Raw genomic sequence first — 17,924 nt, forward strand, 5'->3', positions numbered from 1 at the left:
ATTATGCGGCCTTCGCCGCCAGCTCCGTTTCAGGACGCTTGAGGAAGGCGTAGGCCAGGCCAGCCACCAGCGTACCGGCCACAATCGCCAGCAGATAACCCAGCACCGGGGTAATCGCCCCTGGGATCAGCAGGACAAACAGGCCGCCGTGCGGGGCCATTAGCTTCGCGCCAACGGCCATGGACAGAGCGCCCGTCAGCGCCCCGCCGATGATGCAGCAAGGCAGCACGCGCATCGGGTCACGAGCGGCAAACGGAATCGCGCCTTCGGTAATGAAGCACAGCCCCAGAACCAGTGCCGCTTTGCCCCCTTCTTGCTGCGCCTTATCAAACTTACGGCGAGCAACCAGCGTGGCCAGACCCAGCGCCAGCGGTGGCACCATGCCTGCGGCCATGATAGCCGCCATTGGCGCGTAAGTCTGGGTACTGAGCAAGCCGACGCCGAAAGCGTAAGCCGCTTTGTTCACCGGGCCGCCCATATCGGTACACATCATCCCACCCAGGATAGCGCCCAGCAGGACCGCGTTTGCGGTACCCATAGTTTGCAGCCAGTGGGTCAGACCCGCGAGAATTTTAGCCACCGGGGTACCGATCAGATAGATCATTGCCAGGCCAACAACCAGGCTTGAGAACAGCGGAATGATCAAGATCGGCTTCAGCGCTTCCATACTTGGCGGCAGCTTCAGCTTCGAGCTAATCAGTTTCGCAATGTAACCCGCAAGGAAGCCAGCGATAATACCGCCGATAAACCCGGAGCCGGTGCTAACTGCCAGCATGCCGCCGATAAGACCCGGCGTCAGACCTGGGCGGTCAGCAATCGAGAATGCAATGTAGCCCGCCAGGACCGGCACCATCAGCGCAAACGCTGAGCCACCACCAATCTGCATCAGCGCCGCAGCAAGCGTGCCCGGCTCTTTAAAGGCCTGGATACCGAAGGCAAAAGAGAGCGCAATACACAGCCCGCCCGCAACCACCATCGGCAGCATGTAGGACACGCCGGTCAGCAGGTGGCGATACGCCCCGGCGCTCTCTTTTTTACCGGACTCCTGGGCCGCGCTTGCTTTACCTGCGGCTTCGTAAGGTTTGGCCTCAACCAGCGCCTTATCCAGCTCCTGAGCCGTTTTCTTCAGCGCCAGGCCGGTAGACGTGCGGTACATCGGCTTGCCGGCAAATTTGGCCAGATCCACTTCAATATCCGCCGCCACAATCACCAGATCCGCCTCGGCCACTTCTTCAGGGGTAATCGCGTTCCCTGCGCCGACGGAGCCACGGGTTTCAACCTTCACCCACCAGCCACGTTTTTTCGCTTCGGTTTCGATAGCTTCCGCTGCCATAAAGGTATGCGCCACGCCGGTTGGGCAGGCGGTTACGGCGACAATCCGCTTCGGCCCTTTTGCTGGAGCGGATGCGCTAGCTATTGGTGCGGTGTATGTATGTGCTTTACCTTTCGCTTCGCTCAGGAACAGTTCTGGGTGCTGCACCGCGCGATCGATATCGCCCAGGAACACTTTTTTGCCGTTCAACGAGGTGTCAGCAGGAATGGCATTGCCAACCACAATCGCCAGTTCGGCATCGTTCGGATTATCAATAATGTCGAGGTGCGCTTTTGGCGCTGCGGCACCGAGCAGCGTCTTCGCCAGATACGCGCGCGCCTGCCCAAGTCCCGGCTCAATAATTAACAGCGTTTTCATTGCCTGTCTCCTGCTGTCAGTGGAAAGGTTTCAGGTCGACACGAGCCATCATAGCGGCCAGCTGTGTACGATCGGTAATACCTACGTTGCTCTGGCTAACGGCCAGGGCAGCAACGGCGGTAGCAAGGCGCAGCGTGTGTTCGCTGGACTCGCGCATCAGCAGGCCATAAATGAGGCCGCCGACCATTGAATCCCCTGCGCCAACGGTACTAACAACTTCACACGTTGGTGGTTTGGCAATCCATTCCCCTGAGGCGTTAACCCACAGCGCACCTTCAGCGCCGAGAGAAATCACCACATGCGCAATCCCCTGCTCACGCAGCGCATGCGCCGCCTCAATCACATCCTTCAGTTCAGGCAGTTTGCGACCGGCCCAAATTTCCAGCTCACGGCGGTTCGGCTTGACCAGCCACGGCGCCGCTTTCAAACCGGCAACCAGCGCTTCGCGGCTGCTGTCGAAAATGATGCACGGGCACTGGCTGCGCAGGCGCGTCATCCAGTCGGTGAACGCTTCCGGGGAAACGCCCGCCGGCAGGCTACCGCTGACGCAAACCATGTCGAACTGACCCAGCCAGCTCAGGGAGTCGGCCACAAAGCGTTCCCAGTCAGCGCCGGTGACTTCAAAACCGGAAAAGTTCAGATCGGTCACTTCGCCGTCTTTTTCGGTCAGCTTAACGTTGATGCGGGTGCGGCCCTGCACGACCTGGAAGCGGTTAGCAATCCCCAGCTCGCTGAACAGTTGCTGAAAACCATCCTGATTGTCTTTGCCCAGGAAGCCGCCCACCGTAACGTCAATGCCAAGATCTTTAAGCACTTTGGCTACGTTGATGCCCTTGCCAGCCGCATGCAGGCCGGTGGTACGCACCAGGTTCACCTCTCCACGCTCGATTTCCGGGCAAAAGCCCACCAGGTCATAGGCCGGGTTTAGGGTGATCGTCGCTACACGTCTGGTCATTACGCGCCCTCCCCCAAACCTTCGGCGATGGCTTCGCCAATCGCTTTCAACGCCTGTTCAGCATCTTGCCCCTGTGCGGTAAAGCGCAGGCGGTGGCCTTTTTTCACGCCCAGCGCTACAACTTTCATCAGACTGCGTCCATTTGCCGGTTTCCCGGATCCATCAAGGTTTGTCACGGTAATTTCGCTATTAAATTGTTTTATGGTGTTGACCAGCGCCGTACCCGGGCGGGCGTGCAGGCCGTGTTCATTGCGTATGGTAAATTCGGCGCTCAGCGCTTCTTCCGTCGGGGCATCATCGCTGGTCAGCAGCGTCAGCAACGCCGGGGCATCTGCGGTTAAAAGCCTGTCGGCACGGTTGCCAATCAGCATGTCGCTCAGGCGGTTTAGTACCTGCAAGGGCTGCTCGTCGGCCACGGCCACGGTCATCAGGAAAGAAACCGGGTTCCCGTTCGCCTCAAAGCTTGCCGCCGGACGACTGACGGCAACGGCGCTCGCCAGGTTGCCTTCCGCGCTGTCGTTCAGCCAGATGCCCTGACCAAGATAAAGCGGGTTGCCGGCAATCACATTGCTGACAAAAGCAGCATCAACCGCACCGGCTTGTTTCAGGCGCCCGGCGTTCAGCGCCTGCAGCGTCATCAGATTGCTGGCCTCAACATTCAACGCCAGCAGGCTGTTGTCCAGCAGCAGCGCGGTGCTTTGTTTTTCGCCCATCAGCAACGCGCGGAGTTCTTCCGCACTGGCGGCGGATTTCAGCTGTTCAGCAACGTCGTCGTCACTCAGCACATGGGTCAACTGGCGCAGCAGGCCGAGGTGTTCATCGGAGCTGGCGGCAATACCAATCGCCACGTAAGCAGTCTGCCCCTCACCCCACGCCACCCCCTGCGGGAACTGGAAAACCTGAACGCCGGTTTTCAGCACCAGATCGCGCGTGTCTGTGGTGCCGTGTGGGATAGCAATCCCGTTGCCTAAATAGGTTGTGGTTTGCTGTTCACGCGCCAGCATACCGTTGACGTAGCCTTCGCCGACGTTGCCTGCCTGCACAAGGGCGGCGGCAATCAGGCGGATAGCGTCTTCTTTGCTCCCGGCAGCTTCGCCCGGGTGAATATCCTGCACAGATAACTGGAACATAGATCGCCTCTCTCGCTGAATTGAAACGATTCAGCTTGCTTGAGAAAAAATGCGCCATCTCGAGCTGCGGGATGCAAAAAGATGACGCTGAAACGTTTCAAGGAGTGTTGCGCTAATGCTGCATTTCACGCAACATTTCTCGTATTTCTGTTTGCGAAATTTAGAGCTTCAGCACATTTTCAGTTTAGCAGACGGGAAATTCAGCGCACCGGCGGCCGTTTACGGACCGGCATCAGCAAATTTCAGCTATGGCCACACAGCAGTTGGCGGGGGTTGTACTCGACGGTGGAAATTGACGGCTGGAACATACAAAGAAACCACGTCGGTAAATGTTGTACCGACGTGGAGCGGCCTCAGGCGAGCTGACGAGTTGGCCTGAAGACGATTTCGTTCACGTCCATTTCATCGGGCTGTTCAAGGGCGAAGGTAATCGCACGGGCAAAGGAATCGGCCGGAATAGCCGTTGTCTGATAAAACCCCTGCATGCCACGAGCAACATCTTCTTCGGTGATACTGTTCGGCAATTCAGAATCAACGGCCCCGGGCGAAAGAATTGTCGTGCGGATATTCCAGGGTTTTACCTCCTGTCTCAGGCCTTCCGTCAACGCACGTACGGCAAATTTCGTCGCAGAGTAGACCGTTCCGCCAGGCATGATTTTATGCCCGGCCACCGACGCGACATTGACAAAGTGTCCGGACATTTGGCGCTGCATATGCGGCAAGGCCGCCGCAATACCATAGAGCACGCCCTTGATGTTCACATCGATAGTTCGCTCCCAATCCTCAACTTTCAGCCGTTCAAGCGCCGAGATCGGCATTAAGCCTGCATTATTGACCATCACATCAACCCGACCGAAGGCATGAACCGCCCTCCCGACGAGCCGCTGCACATCGCCGAGCACAGTCACGTCGGTCTCAACGGCGAGAGCCTGCCGCCCCCCGCTGGTTAACTCATCGGACAACTGCCGTAAGCGCTCAATCCGACGAGCCCCCAGCACGACATGGGCTCCCTGTTCACTCAGCCGACGCGCAGCGGCCAGACCCAGACCGCTGCTGGCTCCGGTTATCACAATGACTTTATCTTTAATGTTGTTCATCACACGCTCCAGGTAGGGGTTTCAACGCAGATGTTAGGCAAAAGAATATCAACCCACTAGCGGGCTATTTATTGACGCAATAGAAAGTACAGATTGATAATTGAAAACAAATTGACGCGAGGAACATTTATGGCAGCCAGCGATCTTCGGGCCATCGAAATCTTCATCAACGCGATAGAGCTGGGCAGCATTCGTCGGGCGGCCGCCATGCAGGGCATTAGCCCACAGGCGGCAAGTCAGGCACTTTCCGCTCTGGAACAGCGTTTAGGCGTGCGGCTGCTTCATCGCACTACGCGGCGACTGGCACTGACGACGGAAGGACAGCAATTTCTGGAAGAGGCTAAACCCGCGCTGGCGTCTCTGGCACGAGCAGGAGATCGTATCCGTAATGTCAAAGACTCCATTGCCGGCCCCTTGCGCATCATTGCCCCAAAATACGCATTTTTGCCTCTACTCTGGCCTTTGATTGATGAGTTTTGTACCCGCTATCCGGAGATTGAACCTGACATAAAGCTTGATGACCGCATCGGAAGCTGGGTGGATGAGCGTACCGATGTTGGCTTTCGTATAGGCCACCCTCCTGAGGAAGGGCTTTTTGTACGCCGGCTCTTTGCTATGCAGCTTATCGTTTGCGCTTCGCCGGGTTACCTGGCGACTCGTGGCGCCCCAACATCCATTGCCCAACTGTCTGAACACAGGTGCAGTACCTTTCGCCATCCCGGTTCAGGCCGGGTGCTCCCCTGGCTACTCAATGTCGAAGGCGAAGTCACGTCCGTTAATGTGCGCCCCGCGTTATCAACCAATGATGCCCACCTGGAAACACAGGCGGTGTTATCTGGCCACGTCATAGGCCTGCTTTCCGGTTTGTCCGCTGCGCCCCTGATTCGCGCAGGCAAGTTGATACCGCTGCTAACCCGACATATGACGGATCACATGAGCGTGCATATCTACTACGGCAGCCGACCGGCGCAGCCGGCACGAGTCCGATCTTTTATCGATTTGACCGTCGAACGTTTGCTCGATTCATCAGACTACGTGCTGGACTCTCATGAGCTGGCTGAGGCTGAAGCTAAGGGGCACCGATCCTGAGCAGTTAACGCTTTATTTTCTCCTGGATGATTTGTGCGAGTCCCCCGGCGGGGCTTATGGCTAAATCTGTCTATTTAAGGGCAACGAGAGTACACTTCGCGCATTCTTTTTCCTGTCACCCAAAAGTATGCAAAACGCTCCCGTTACCGCCGCCCGCAAGCCTCTGGACTTCACCTCAACCGCGTTTCTGATTGTGGCCTTTTTGACAGGTATCGCCGGTGCGCTACAGACCCCAACGTTAAGCCTGTTTTTAACCGATGAAGTCCACGTTCGCCCTGCGCTGGTCGGTTTTTTCTTCACCGGCAGCGCGGTGATTGGCATTCTGGTGAGCCAGTTTTTAGCCGGGCGCTCCGACCGCAAAGGCGACCGAAAAACGCTGATTTTTGTCTGCTGTCTGCTCGGCGCGCTGGGCTGTATCCTGTTCGCCTGGAACCGGAACTACTTTATTTTGCTGTTCGTCGGCGTGTTTCTGAGTAGTTTCGGCTCCACCGCCAACCCGCAAATGTTTGCGCTTGCCCGCGAGCATGCCGATAGCACCGGGCGAGAAGCGGTGATGTTCAGCTCTATCCTGCGCGCGCAGGTGTCTCTTGCCTGGGTGGTTGGGCCACCAATTGCTTACGCGCTGGCGATGGGCTTCGGCTTCAAAGTGATGTACCTCAGCGCGGCGTTTGCCTTCGTCATTTGCGGGGCAATGGTCTGGCTCTTTTTACCCTCCATGCGCAAAGAGCCGCTGGCGAAAGCAGAAGCCAGGCTTGAGTCTCCGCGCCGCAACCGCCGTGACGCCCTGCTCCTGTTCGCCGCCTGTACCATGATGTGGGGCTGTAACAGCCTCTATATCATCAATATGCCGCTGTATATCATCAATGAGCTACACCTCCCGGAGAAGCTCGCCGGCGTAATGATGGGCACCGCGGCTGGGCTGGAAATCCCGACGATGTTGATTGCGGGCTACTACGCCAAACGCTTCGGTAAACGTTTCCTGATGCGCTTTGCCGTTGCGGCAGGGCTACTGTTCTACGTCGGGATGGTGACGCTGACCAATGAATATATGCTGCTGGGGCTGCAGCTGTTAAACGCCATCTTTATTGGGATTTTGGCCGGGATCGGTATGATCTATTTTCAGGATCTTATGCCTGGCCAGGCAGGAGCCGCCACCACGCTGTACACCAATACCACGCGCGTGGGTTGGATCATTGCCGGTTCGCTCGCCGGGGTGGTCGCCGAGATCTGGAACTATCACAGCGTCTTTTTCATTGCGCTGGGAATGATAGCCATCAGTATTTACTGCATGGCTCGCATCAAAGATATTTAAGGCGCCGTGGCAGCTTCCAGGTGGATCAGGTACGCCATTGCCTGCTGGCGTGAGGTGCCACACATCTCTCTGGCTGGCTGGAGGCCGCCGCAAACCTTAGGCCGTAAAGGCGATCCAAACAGCTTGCAGCGCAGGCGTTCGTCCAGCTGAATACAGGGCGTGTTGGCCGGCTTCCCCTCTGGCATACCGGGGATCGGCGTTGATATTGAAGGCGCGGTACAGCAAGCGCCGCAGTCAGGACGACAATCCATTTGCGTTTCCACCAGCGTTAAAGGGTGCGTGACAATAACAGACCCTGTGTCTGCGTCAATCTAACAATTCATTTAACATCATTCCTTCTTTCGGGATACACTTGCGCCACAACGACTACGGATCGGTAACGTTTTGTCACGGCGCAATCACTTCCACCAAACAGCCTGCTGGCTGGCGCTGCTTGCCGTTGCCATGCTGTTTATTGCACCAGTTATTTCAAAATCGCTGATGCACCATTCAGCTTGCGAACACAGCAGCATGATGATGACAATGGACATGTCTGACATGGACCATCACATGCCCATGCCCGAACCCTGCCCCCAGGCCTCAATGCCGCACAACATGCTGATGTCCGGCCCGGGTATGTCGCCGGGAGAGGAGATCGCCTGCGGATATTGCCAGCTACTGATCCACCTGCCTTTTATTCAGTTCTGCCTCACCGTTTTACTGCTGTTATTGTTGATATGCGTGCGCCGGACGCCGGTGGTCGCGCTCTGCTGTGCGACGGTTTCTCGCCCGTGGTCACCTCACCCGGCCCGCGCCCCGCCCTCTGCTGCCTGTTACTTCGCATAAAACACCAATAATTAACTGCGTAACGCTGCAGGCAACGTTGAAGCGCTGTCTCGGCTTGTTCTTTTCATAAAGAGCGGCCACGTTACGCCTGAAGGACAGTAAGGCAATGATGAAAACGCATTTAAAGCCGCTGGTATCTTTGATACTGCTGGCGATTACTTCTCCCACAGCCGTCGCGGCGGGTGCGCATGAAACGATGAATATGCCGGACGACGCCGTGATGATAGTCACCTCTCCGGCGTCGTCGCCGCTGGAGGTTGTGACGTCCCCCAAAACGCCGCGTCAGCCAGTGCCTGCCAGCGACGGATCTGATTACCTGAAAACCATCCCCGGCTTCTCGCAAATCCGCAATGGCGGTACCAACGGCGATCCGGTATTTCGCGGCATGTTCGGCTCTCGTCTGCGCATTCTTACCAATAATGGCGAAATGCCGGGAGCTTGCCCGGCCAGAATGGACGCCCCGAGCTCTTACATTTCACCGGAAAGTTTTGATCTGCTGACGCTGATTAAAGGGCCGGAAAGCGTGCTTTGGGGGCCGGGTAACTCTGCAGGAACGGTACGCTTCGACAGGGAGCCACCGCGCTTTGACAAGGCGGGTATTCAGGGCACGGCCAGCCTGCTTACGGCCTCCAATCAGCGCTGGGATAGCAATGCAGACGTCAGCCTGGGAAGCGAAGATGGCTATTTACGGCTGATAGGCAATAAGTCCCATTCCGGCGATTATGCAGACGGCGACGGCAACCGGGTGGCATCAAAATGGGATAAATGGAACGCGGATGTTGCGCTGGGCTGGACGCCCGACAAGGACACATTACTTGAGCTGACGGCGGGTAAAGGCAACGGTGAAGCCCGCTACGCGGGCCGCAGTATGGACGGTTCCCAGTTCAGGCGCGACAGCCTCGGGGCGCGCGTTGAAATGTCGAACCTCGGCGAGGTATTCAACAAATTCGAAAGCAGCGTCTACTACAACTACGCCAACCACATTATGGACAACTATTCGCTGCGGTCGCCGGGGACAATGTCCAGCGGCATGTCCGGCGGGCATATGGCCTCCATGGATATGAGCAGCTTAATGGATATGGGTTCGTCCATGAGCATGAATATGCCAATGGCAATGCAGTTGGATCGCCGCACGATTGGTGGCCGCATGATGGGCACCTGGACCTGGTCTGACTACGAGCTGCGCAGCGGCATAGACGGGCAGCAAAGTACCCACCGCAGCAAACAGGATGCCGGCTGGAAGCAGGATGCCCGTTTCCAGGACGCAGGCATTTTTAGCGAGCTGACCTGGAATGCTGATGCCAACAGTAAAGTTATCGGCGGGACGCGCCTCGACCGGACTCGCGTCAATAATGACACGGGCGTAGGGGCCAGCGTGCGCAGCAAAACGCTACCGGCAGGCTTTGTTCGCTACGAACAAACCCTGAGCGATGTTCCCGTTATGCTGTATGCCGGCGTAGGCTACACCGAACGTTTCCCGGATTACTGGGAACTGTTTTCCCCCACCTACGGGCCGGACGGCTCTAAAAATGTCTTCGATAACCTGAAAACGGAAAAAACTACGCAGTTAGATATTGGCGCCCAGTACAGCGGCGAGCGCTTCAATAGCTGGGTTTCTGCGTACCTTGGCCGGGTTAACGATTTCATCCTGTTTCGCTATGACCCCAATAACGCCCGCGTCAGTCAGGCAGATAACGTTGACGCCACGATTATGGGAGGCGAAATGGGCATGAGCTATGCGCTGACCGAAGCATTGAAAGCGGACGCAAGCCTGGCGTATGCCTGGGGGAAAAATAGCAGCGATAGTCAGCCGCTGCCGCAAATCGCCCCGCTGGAAACACGCTTCGGCCTGACCTGGGAGCGCGGGGACTGGAGCAGCACCGGCCTGCTGCGCGTAGTCAGCAGCCAGCATCGCGTGGCGCTGAACGAAGGGAATGTTGTCGGGAAAGACTTTGATAAGAGCAGCGGTTTCGCGATTTTCTCCGCCAACGCGGCTTATCGTCTCAGCAAAGCCATCAAACTCAGCGCCGGGGTCGATAACCTGTTTAACAAAACCTACAGCGAGCACCTGAACCTGGCGGGCAACAGCAGCTTTGGCTATTCGTCCAATACTCCGGTCAATGAGCCTGGTCGGACGGTCTGGGGCAAAGTGAACGTCACGTTTTAATCATCGAGGCCCCGGTTGCCGGGGCCATTACGCTTCATCATTCAAAAGCCAGGAGGCTGATATGTTTGCCAAACTTCGTACGCCAGAAGGTAAAAAGTTCCTTATCGCGGTTGTTATCGTCTTCACTATCGTCGTGTCGCTTATTTCAAAGGTGACCTTTGAAGGCGTTGAAGAGCAGTACAACTGGCCAATGGAACAGTGGACGCTGGACATGTTTATCATGCAGGGTGCATGGGTCACTATCTACACGATTATGTTCACTATTTTGTGTTCGCTGCCGTTTGCTTTCTATTTCTTAGCGCCCAAGGATGGCCGCGGCTAAGGCGCGTTTCACACCAGGCGTGTCGGCAGAGCAGGACGTTGCCGGCACGGCCTGGCTGAAGCCCCTTACTTTTGTGCTTCTTTATCAAATCCACTTGCCTGAAACGCGCCTCACGAGTACTTTGACGCAATATTTTCGCATCTCAATTTTTGACAGGAAACACCGATGGCAAGAGCTAACGAAATCAAAAAAGGCATGGTTCTCAATTACAATGGCAAGCTGCTGATTGTTAAAGATATTGATATCCAGGCTCCCAGCGCACGCGGCGCAGCAACCCTGTATAAGATGCGTTTCTCCGATGTTCGCACCGGGCAGAAAGTGGAAGAGCGCTTCAAAGGTGATGATATCGTTGACACCATCACCCTGACCCGTCGCTTCGTTGATTTCTCCTATATCGACGGCAACGAATACGTATTCATGGATAAAGAAGATTACACGCCGTACATCTTCACCAAAGACCAGATCGAAGAAGAGCTGCAGTTCATTCCTGAAGGCGGTATGCCGGATATGCAGGTTCTGACCTGGGACGGCCAACTGCTGGCGCTGGAGCTGCCGCAGACCGTGGATCTGGAAATCATCGAAACGGCACCGGGCATCAAAGGCGCTTCCGCCAGCTCCCGTACCAAGCCAGCCACCCTGTCCACTGGCCTGGTGATTCAGGTGCCGGAATACATGGTTGCCGGGGAAAAAATTCGCATTCATATTGCAGAAAAACGCTCTATGGGCCGCGCAGACTGATGACACATGACGCTCCTTCGGGAGCGTTATGATTGCTGCAAATGAGGGAAAAACGTGGTTTTTCCCTCATTTTCATTATCAGCCGAAAATCAAAAATTGATTTTCCTGGTTTTTAACAGCTCGTCTGGTCTTTCTTCTCTCGCCGAGATTTATCTTGGTCTGAGCGCTTCTTCGGGAACGTTTTTTCATCTCCCCATCAAAGTTGTTATACCAATTAGACTTTACTGCCTTATTATCAGACCTTCATCACACAAAAGCGATTAACTATACAGACCAATTTTATTTTCTGTCATACAGCTTTACACTGCATGGGTTCCCACTTCCCCCTCACAGGATGCGACTCTATGGACACCCTTGCCACTGCTTCACTTCCGGATACCGTTCAACGGCCAAACTACGACCGCCACGCGCTTAAGACGCGCATCGTGCATTTTGGGTTTGGCGCTTTCCACCGTGCACATCAGGCCCTGCTTACCGATCGGGTTCTCAACAAGCTGGGCGGCGACTGGGGGATCTGTGAGATCAGCCTGTTTAACGGCGATAAACTGATGCGCGATCTGCGGCAGCAGGATCACCTTTTTACGGTGCTGGAAAAAGGGGCAACGGGAAACCAGGCGCGGATCGTTGGCGCCGTTAAAGAGTGCCTGAATGCGAAGCTGGATGGCATGGAAGCTATCCTGGAGAAATTCTGTGAACCGCAGGTCGCCATTGTCTCTCTGACCGTGACCGAAAAAGGCTACTGCATCGATCCCGCCAGCGGAAAACTCGATATCGCCAATGAGCGAATTATTCACGATCTGGCATCGCCTCAGGCTCCTCATTCCGTGCCGGGCATACTTGTGGAGGCGCTAAGCCGCCGTCAGGCGCGAGGCTTAAACCCGTTTACGGTTTTATCCTGCGATAATATTCCTGATAACGGGCATCTGGTTCGTCAGGCCGTGCTGGAGATGGCCGCAAAACGAAGCGCCGGTCTGGCAGAATGGATTGCCAAAGAAGTCACCTTCCCCAGCACCATGGTGGACCGCATTGTCCCGGCCGCCACGGAAGAATCTTTACAGGAAATTGCCGAAATACTGGGCGTACAAGACCCCTGTGCCATTGCCGCAGAGCCGTTTATTCAGTGGGTAGTAGAAGATAACTTCGTGGCCGGTCGCCCGGAATGGGAAACCGTCGGCGTGGAAATGGTTGACGATGTTGTGCCCTTTGAGCAAATGAAGCTCCGGATGCTCAACGGCAGCCATTCGTTTCTCGCCTGGCTCGGCTATCTTGCCGGCTATCAGCACATTAATGATTGTATGGCAGATAAGTATTTTGCTCTTGCGGCGCGGCACCTGATGCTGCAGGAGCAGGCGGTGACGCTGAATATTCGGGGCGTCGATTTGAACCAGTACGCCAGCAGCCTGCTCGAGCGGTTTGCAAACCCGGCCCTGAAACATCGCACCTGGCAAATCGCCATGGACGGCAGTCAGAAGCTCCCCCAGCGCTGGCTGGAAAGCGTGCGCTGGCATCTGGCTAACGGGAGCCGCTGGTCGTGCCTGGCGCTCGGGATTGCCGGCTGGATGCGCTACGTTAGCGGCGTCGATGAACAGGGCCACGCGATTGACGTTCGCGATCCGCTGCGAGACAAAATCCAGACTCTGGTGAGCGGCAGCGGCGAAAACGAACGCGTTAGTGCCCTCCTCAGCCTGAGCGAAATTTTTGGTGATGACCTGCCAAAAAACGAAAGGTTTGTCGAAAACGTTCAACAAGCCTGGCAGCAACTCACCCGCCTCGGCGCACGCGGAGCGGTCGAAAACTTGCGCTTAAGTTAACAATCAATGCGCTTAACGTGGTCTTACCGTGCGGTAAGCCGCGTTAAGGCTTCTCTTTTCACCGGGTTGTCGTCAGGATAGTCAGCGTAAATAATGAATAATCACTGATAGATTGACGTGGTTTACAGGCAGTAAACCCCCGGAGTCACCGTGACAAAAACGAATTTAATTACCGGCTTTCTGGGCAGCGGTAAAACCACCACTATTCTGCATTTATTGGCTAATAAGCCTGCCGATGAAAAATGGGCGGTGCTGGTCAATGAATTTGGCGAAGTGGGGATTGATGGCGCATTGCTGGCAGACAGCGGCGCACTACTGAAAGAGATCCCTGGCGGCTGTATGTGCTGCGTTAACGGCCTGCCGATGCAGGTCGGACTCAATACGCTGCTGCGCCAGGGCAAGCCGGATCGCCTGCTGATTGAACCTACCGGGCTCGGCCATCCAAAGCAAATCCTGGATATGCTCGCAGCCGACGTCTATCAGCCGTGGATTGATCTGCGGGCCACACTTTGCCTGCTCGACCCACGCCAGCTTCTGGATGAAAAGGCTCTGAATAATGACAACTTCCGTGACCAACTTGCCGCGGCGGACGTCATTGTGGCGAATAAACAAGACCGCGTCACGCCTGAAAGCCAGGTCGCTTTAGAGCGCTGGTATCAAAATAATGGCGACAGCCGCACGCTTATCCATGCGGAAAAAGGTGTCGTTGACATTGAGCTTCTCGACAGACCAAGACTGAATCAACGCGAGCTACCGCCCAGCCCCGACCACCAGCATGCCCACTCGGCCCCCCATGGCCTTGCCGCGCTAAGCCTTCCGGGGCATCAGCGCTGGCGCCGAAGCCTGAACAGCGGGCAGGGGTATTACGCCTGTGGCTGGATTTTCGATGAGGAAACTGTCTTCGATACCATTGGCCTGCTGGAGTGGGCACGTCTCGCGCCGGTGGAACGAGTCAAAGGTGTGCTGCGTATTCGCGAAGGTCTGGTGCGCATCAACCGACAGGGCAACGACCTGCATATCGAAACGCAGCCCACGCCGCCGCTGGATAGCCGCATCGAATTGATACACCCGGCTCAGCCCGACTGGAATGCTTTGCAATCCAGCCTGTTGAGCTTACGTTTAAGTTAACGCATCTACCTTTGCGCCCCCGTAATGAGATTTAGAAGCTGTATCATGATTAATCGCCTCCCCCTTATCCTGTTACTGAACGTTCTGGGCATTGCCCTGTTCTTTAGCTGGTACCTGCCCGAGAACCATGGATTTTGGTTCAACATTGACGCCACGCTGTTTCATTTCTTTAATAATGAACTGGTCAAGAGCCATACCTTTTTAACGCTGATTGCCATCACCAATAACCGGGCCTTCGACGGCATTTCATTGCTGGCGATGGGCGCGCTGTTTTCCTGGTTCTGGCTGCGTGAAGACGGCGCGGGTCGCCGCCGCCTGGTGCTGATGGGCATCGTGATGCTGCTGTGCGCCGTGGTTATCAACCAGCTCGGCCACCTTATTCCGGTCGTGCACGCCAGCCCAACGCTGTACTTCCACGACATCCATCGCGTCAGCGAACTGCTGCACTTCCCGACGAAAGACGCCTCGAGCGACAGCTTCCCCGGCGATCACGGTCTGATGCTGCTAATCTTCACCGGTTTTATGCTGCGTTATTTCGGCCCACGAGCCTTTCTTATTGCCCTGGCGATCTTCTTTATCTTCTCTTCCCCAAGAATAATGATCGGCGCACACTGGTTTACCGATGTCTACGTCGGGTCAGTGTCTATTGCCCTGGTTGGCCTGCCCTGGGTGCTATTGACCCCAATCAGTGACCGGTTAATTTCCATACTGCATCGCACCGCCCCGGGAAAATATAAAGCGTCCCGCTAACGGTTAATAAGTGAAGAAGATAGTCAACCAGCAGGGCCCCGGGCGGGCCCTGTTTATTTTTTCATCATTATGACAACAAGATGAATATTTACTCACACAAAATCCGCTTCATTTTGAATGACCTGACGATAAAACCAGCAGTATCGCCGATCATTTGTTCGAAATAACCTTTCGCGACGAATCATCACAATTTCTTATAAAAATAAGAATAAAAACGCTCGCATAGCCAGGTTTTATCGGGTAGTCTCGGGAAAGTTTGGTCTACGGCTGATCTATTTGTGCTGTGAATAAAAGTGTGCGATGTTCCACATTTTTGTGCATGAATAATTGTCTCGTGGCTTTTAGGTAATTAGTCTCGTCACGTTGGTATTTTTGTATAACGAATTATTCGTTAAGGACATCAAGGGAAAACAAACAAAATGGTCAAATCACAGCCTATTTTGAGATACATCTTGCGGGCTATCCCCGCGATTGCGGTAGCAGTTATGCTTTCCGCCTGTAGTTCGACTAACACAGCAAATATGCATTCTGAGACGCATGCAGTCGGTGAAAAAGATGGTTTTTTACTGCAAGCCTCTCAGGATGAATTCGAAGAGATGGTTCGCAATGTTGACGTGAAGTCACGCATTATGGACCAATACGCGAGCTGGAAAGGTGTACGCTACCGTCTTGGCGGCAGCAGCAGAGCGGGTATTGATTGTTCTGCATTCGTGCAGCGCACGTTCCAGGAGCAGTTTGGTTTAACCCTGCCTCGTTCAACGTCTGAGCAGCAGGAGTCCGGTAAATCAGTTTCGCGTAATAAATTACGCACCGGCGATTTAGTGCTGTTCCGTGCCGGTTCAACCGGGCGTCATGTAGGCATCTACATTGGGAATAACCAATTTGTACATGCTTCAACCAGCAGCGGAGTTGTGATTTCCAGCATGGATGAACCTTACTGGAAGAAGCGTTACAACGAAGCACGCAGAGTGCTAAGCCGCAGCTAACGCCGCCGCAAGATATGTTTTGTTGAGAGTTATTCCCTTGGCTACTCGGCAAAACCACCAACGTTAAAACGCTGCCTATGCAGCGTTTTTTTATTCCTGAAATTCAGCCGGTTACTCTTTCCTCCAAAAAATGAAGCATGGAATAGTTACCTTGTGAAACAAATTAAACAATTTCCTGGTTATGGGTTATAGTCAGAAAAAATCATTAAAACAAACGATGATTCGCTTGCCCCTGCGGGACTCATACATCCATGTCTTATAAGAATATTTTTTCGCGCTACTTTAGCACCCCAAAACAGATAGTCGCGTTTAGCCTTCTGATGGGATTATGTGCCGCATTATTCATCGGTGGGTTAACCAGCCTGGCGCTCCATTCAAAGCGTGAGTCCGCCTATAACCTCCTCTCTCGCGACATCAGCAACTATCTTGATACCTTCTTTAAAGAACTTCACGCCACCGCAGACGGTATTCAGCCTTTAACCATGAGCGAGTGTGAAAGAGTCAGCGGCGAACTGACGTCCCGTGCGGCTTTTAATGTCAATGTTCGCGCGTTTTTATTGGTAAGAAATGGCATCGCCTACTGCTCTTCCGCCACCGGCAATATGGAAATGTCGATGGACACCCTGGAGCCCGAACTCAATATCAATAAAACCGTCGACCTGGCGATTATGAACGGCACACCAATGATGCCGGGCAAGCCGGTGATTGCCGCCTGGTTTCTCAACCCGCTGGCTTCGGGGCGCGGCGTTTTTACCACGCTAAACGTAAATCTTACCCCCTACCTGGTTTTCACCTCCCGCCAGCAGGACATCAGCTCCATGGCGCTGGTGGTGGGCAATAAAGCGTTAACGTCCTATTCACCGGACGTGATAAATACCGATGAACTTCCCCCCTCGCCTACCAGAATCTCTGTCCTTACCGGTTACCCGATTAAACTCTACATTTATGGCACGCCGTGGCCGATCGAGGACATTCAACTGGCCATTCTGGCAGGGTTATTATCCGGTCTGCTGAGCGCCGCGCTGTGCGGTTACTTTCTTTCGGTGAAAGTGCGGGCCGGGAAAGAAATTCTTACCGGCATCAAGCGGGGGCAATTTTTTGTTGTTTACCAGCCCGTTGTCGACTCGCAGGCTCTGCAGATGCGTGGCATAGAGGTGCTGATGCGCTGGGAGCACCCAACGGCGGGCATGATCCCCCCGGACGCGTTTATCGGCTTTGCCGAAGCTCAGCAGCTGATTGTCCCGCTGACGCGCCATTTGTTTGAATTGATTGCCCAGGACGCGCCCACGCTGCAAAAAGTCCTGCCTGCCGGATCCAAGCTGGGGGTGAATCTGGCCCCAAGCCATCTTCACTCCCCGACATTTAAGCAAGACATTCAGGCTTTTGCTGCTTCCCTGCCGCCGCATCATTTCCAGTTAGTGTTTGAGATAACCGAACGCGACATGCTGAAAGAAAAAGAGGCGATGGGCATTTTCGCCTGGCTGCACGAACAGGGGTTTGAAATCGCAGTTGATGATTTCGGCACCGGCCACAGCGCGCTGATTTACCTGCAACGTTTTACGCTGGATTACCTGAAAATCGACCGCGGCTTCGTCAACTCCATCGGCATGGAAACGGTGACAGCCCCGGTGCTGGACGCCGTCCTGACGCTTGCCCAGCGCCTGAACATGAACACCGTGGCGGAAGGGGTAGAAACGCCGGAGCAGGCGAAATGGCTTATCGAGCGCGGCTGTAACTTCCTGCAGGGGTATTATTTCAGCCGTCCGCTTACCCTAAGCCAGCTTGTTAGCTGGAATCCATCCCACACGCTTTATGACGAATTGAAAGACTGACAGGCATTGCGCAATCTTCACCGGCTAACTTATGATTAACCATCATGGGCTTACCGGGCGCAGCCGCGTTACGCCTGCGCTTTCCCACCCAC

The 17,924-nt window shown here is 55.0% G+C and carries 16 protein-coding genes; 11 read left to right on the forward strand and 5 right to left on the reverse strand.

All coding sequences use genetic code 11. The features are described from left to right. Position 1: 1 nt before the first annotated feature. From VW41_15255 to VW41_15270, 4 genes are all read right to left on the reverse strand, one after another. Positions 2 to 1,690: a PTS system fructose-specific transporter subunits IIBC gene (locus VW41_15255; GenBank protein AJZ90278.1), complete on the reverse strand. Its 1,689-nt coding sequence runs from the start codon at positions 1,688 to 1,690 to the stop codon at positions 2 to 4. A gap of 16 nt (positions 1,691 to 1,706) precedes the next feature. Beyond that, complete coding sequence (gene fruK, locus VW41_15260; GenBank protein AJZ90279.1) at positions 1,707 to 2,645, reverse strand: 1-phosphofructokinase; 939 nt, start codon at positions 2,643 to 2,645, stop codon at positions 1,707 to 1,709. Then, a complete protein-coding gene (locus VW41_15265) occupies positions 2,645 to 3,775 on the reverse strand; it encodes a bifunctional PTS system fructose-specific transporter subunit IIA/HPr protein (GenBank protein AJZ90280.1) in 1,131 nt (376 codons plus the stop codon). The genes fruK and VW41_15265 overlap by 1 nt, the downstream gene beginning before the upstream one ends. A 353-nt stretch (positions 3,776 to 4,128) precedes the next feature. Beyond that, positions 4,129 to 4,872: an oxidoreductase gene (locus tag VW41_15270; GenBank protein AJZ90281.1), complete on the reverse strand. Its 744-nt coding sequence runs from the start codon at positions 4,870 to 4,872 to the stop codon at positions 4,129 to 4,131. A gap of 129 nt (positions 4,873 to 5,001) precedes the next feature. On the opposite strand from VW41_15270, the gene VW41_15275 reads away from it, so the two are divergent. Both VW41_15275 and VW41_15280 read left to right on the forward strand, forming a co-directional pair. Next, the gene (locus VW41_15275; protein ID AJZ90282.1) at positions 5,002 to 5,961 is read left to right on the forward strand and encodes a LysR family transcriptional regulator; all 960 of its coding nucleotides are present in this window, start codon (positions 5,002 to 5,004) and stop codon (positions 5,959 to 5,961) included. A gap of 127 nt (positions 5,962 to 6,088) precedes the next feature. Beyond that, on the forward strand, positions 6,089 to 7,273 hold the full coding sequence (locus VW41_15280; protein ID AJZ90283.1) for a sugar transporter: 1,185 nt from the start codon (positions 6,089 to 6,091) through the stop codon (positions 7,271 to 7,273). On the opposite strand, the gene VW41_15285 is transcribed toward VW41_15280, so the two are convergent. Then, positions 7,270 to 7,524: a hypothetical protein gene (locus VW41_15285; GenBank protein AJZ90284.1), complete on the reverse strand. Its 255-nt coding sequence runs from the start codon at positions 7,522 to 7,524 to the stop codon at positions 7,270 to 7,272. The genes VW41_15280 and VW41_15285 overlap by 4 nt on opposite strands. Before the next feature lie 193 nt (positions 7,525 to 7,717). Here VW41_15285 and VW41_15290 point away from each other — a divergent pair, with 193 nt between their 5' ends. The 9 genes from VW41_15290 to VW41_15330 all read left to right on the forward strand — a co-directional run bounded on the left by VW41_15290 (position 7,718) and on the right by VW41_15330 (position 17,832). Next, positions 7,718 to 8,098 (forward strand): hypothetical protein, encoded by a 381-nt coding sequence (locus VW41_15290; GenBank protein AJZ91997.1) that lies wholly within the window; start codon positions 7,718 to 7,720, stop codon positions 8,096 to 8,098. A 106-nt stretch (positions 8,099 to 8,204) separates the two neighbouring features. Then, positions 8,205 to 10,265 (forward strand): TonB-dependent receptor, encoded by a 2,061-nt coding sequence (locus VW41_15295; GenBank protein AJZ90285.1) that lies wholly within the window; start codon positions 8,205 to 8,207, stop codon positions 10,263 to 10,265. Positions 10,266 to 10,326: 61 nt separating this feature from the next. Next, positions 10,327 to 10,587, forward strand: a complete 261-nt coding sequence (locus tag VW41_15300) for a membrane protein (protein AJZ90286.1) — start codon at positions 10,327 to 10,329, stop codon at positions 10,585 to 10,587. Positions 10,588 to 10,752: 165 nt separating this feature from the next. After that, positions 10,753 to 11,325 carry an elongation factor P gene (locus tag VW41_15305; GenBank protein ID AJZ90287.1) on the forward strand — a complete coding sequence of 191 codons (573 nt, stop codon included), beginning with the start codon at positions 10,753 to 10,755 and terminating at the stop codon, positions 11,323 to 11,325. Between the two features lie 344 nt (positions 11,326 to 11,669). Continuing rightward, on the forward strand, positions 11,670 to 13,136 hold the full coding sequence (locus tag VW41_15310; protein AJZ90288.1) for a D-mannonate oxidoreductase: 1,467 nt from the start codon (positions 11,670 to 11,672) through the stop codon (positions 13,134 to 13,136). A gap of 150 nt (positions 13,137 to 13,286) precedes the next feature. Beyond that, the gene (locus VW41_15315; GenBank protein ID AJZ90289.1) at positions 13,287 to 14,264 is read left to right on the forward strand and encodes a hypothetical protein; all 978 of its coding nucleotides are present in this window, start codon (positions 13,287 to 13,289) and stop codon (positions 14,262 to 14,264) included. 45 nt (positions 14,265 to 14,309) lie between these two features. Further along, the gene (locus VW41_15320; protein ID AJZ90290.1) at positions 14,310 to 15,014 is read left to right on the forward strand and encodes a membrane protein; all 705 of its coding nucleotides are present in this window, start codon (positions 14,310 to 14,312) and stop codon (positions 15,012 to 15,014) included. A gap of 419 nt (positions 15,015 to 15,433) precedes the next feature. Then, positions 15,434 to 16,000, forward strand: a complete 567-nt coding sequence (gene spr, locus VW41_15325) for a membrane protein (GenBank protein ID AJZ90291.1) — start codon at positions 15,434 to 15,436, stop codon at positions 15,998 to 16,000. A 251-nt stretch (positions 16,001 to 16,251) separates the two neighbouring features. After that, positions 16,252 to 17,832, forward strand: a complete 1,581-nt coding sequence (locus tag VW41_15330; GenBank protein ID AJZ90292.1) for a phage resistance protein — start codon at positions 16,252 to 16,254, stop codon at positions 17,830 to 17,832. The last annotated feature ends 92 nt before the right edge of the window (positions 17,833 to 17,924 follow it).

Origin of the sequence: Klebsiella michiganensis, assembly GCA_000963575.1 — a bacterium.
GTDB classification, from domain to species: domain Bacteria; phylum Pseudomonadota; class Gammaproteobacteria; order Enterobacterales; family Enterobacteriaceae; genus Cedecea; species Cedecea michiganensis_A.

Excerpts from the sequence above, each read along its gene's own strand:
- VW41_15255 (AJZ90278.1), bottom strand. The coding sequence starts at position 1,690 with ATGAAAACGCTGTTAATTATTGAGCCGGGACTTGGGCAGGCGCGCGCG.
- fruK (AJZ90279.1), bottom strand. The coding sequence starts at position 2,645 with ATGACCAGACGTGTAGCGACGATCACCCTAAACCCGGCCTATGACCTG.
- VW41_15265 (AJZ90280.1), bottom strand. The coding sequence starts at position 3,775 with ATGTTCCAGTTATCTGTGCAGGATATTCACCCGGGCGAAGCTGCCGGG.
- VW41_15270 (AJZ90281.1), bottom strand. The coding sequence starts at position 4,872 with ATGAACAACATTAAAGATAAAGTCATTGTGATAACCGGAGCCAGCAGC.
- VW41_15275 (AJZ90282.1), top strand. The coding sequence starts at position 5,002 with ATGGCAGCCAGCGATCTTCGGGCCATCGAAATCTTCATCAACGCGATA.
- VW41_15280 (AJZ90283.1), top strand. The coding sequence starts at position 6,089 with ATGCAAAACGCTCCCGTTACCGCCGCCCGCAAGCCTCTGGACTTCACC.
- VW41_15285 (AJZ90284.1), bottom strand. The coding sequence starts at position 7,524 with ATGGATTGTCGTCCTGACTGCGGCGCTTGCTGTACCGCGCCTTCAATA.
- VW41_15290 (AJZ91997.1), top strand. The coding sequence starts at position 7,718 with ATGCTGTTTATTGCACCAGTTATTTCAAAATCGCTGATGCACCATTCA.
- VW41_15295 (AJZ90285.1), top strand. The coding sequence starts at position 8,205 with ATGATGAAAACGCATTTAAAGCCGCTGGTATCTTTGATACTGCTGGCG.
- VW41_15300 (AJZ90286.1), top strand. The coding sequence starts at position 10,327 with ATGTTTGCCAAACTTCGTACGCCAGAAGGTAAAAAGTTCCTTATCGCG.
- VW41_15305 (AJZ90287.1), top strand. The coding sequence starts at position 10,753 with ATGGCAAGAGCTAACGAAATCAAAAAAGGCATGGTTCTCAATTACAAT.
- VW41_15310 (AJZ90288.1), top strand. The coding sequence starts at position 11,670 with ATGGACACCCTTGCCACTGCTTCACTTCCGGATACCGTTCAACGGCCA.
- VW41_15320 (AJZ90290.1), top strand. The coding sequence starts at position 14,310 with ATGATTAATCGCCTCCCCCTTATCCTGTTACTGAACGTTCTGGGCATT.
- spr (AJZ90291.1), top strand. The coding sequence starts at position 15,434 with ATGGTCAAATCACAGCCTATTTTGAGATACATCTTGCGGGCTATCCCC.
- VW41_15330 (AJZ90292.1), top strand. The coding sequence starts at position 16,252 with ATGTCTTATAAGAATATTTTTTCGCGCTACTTTAGCACCCCAAAACAG.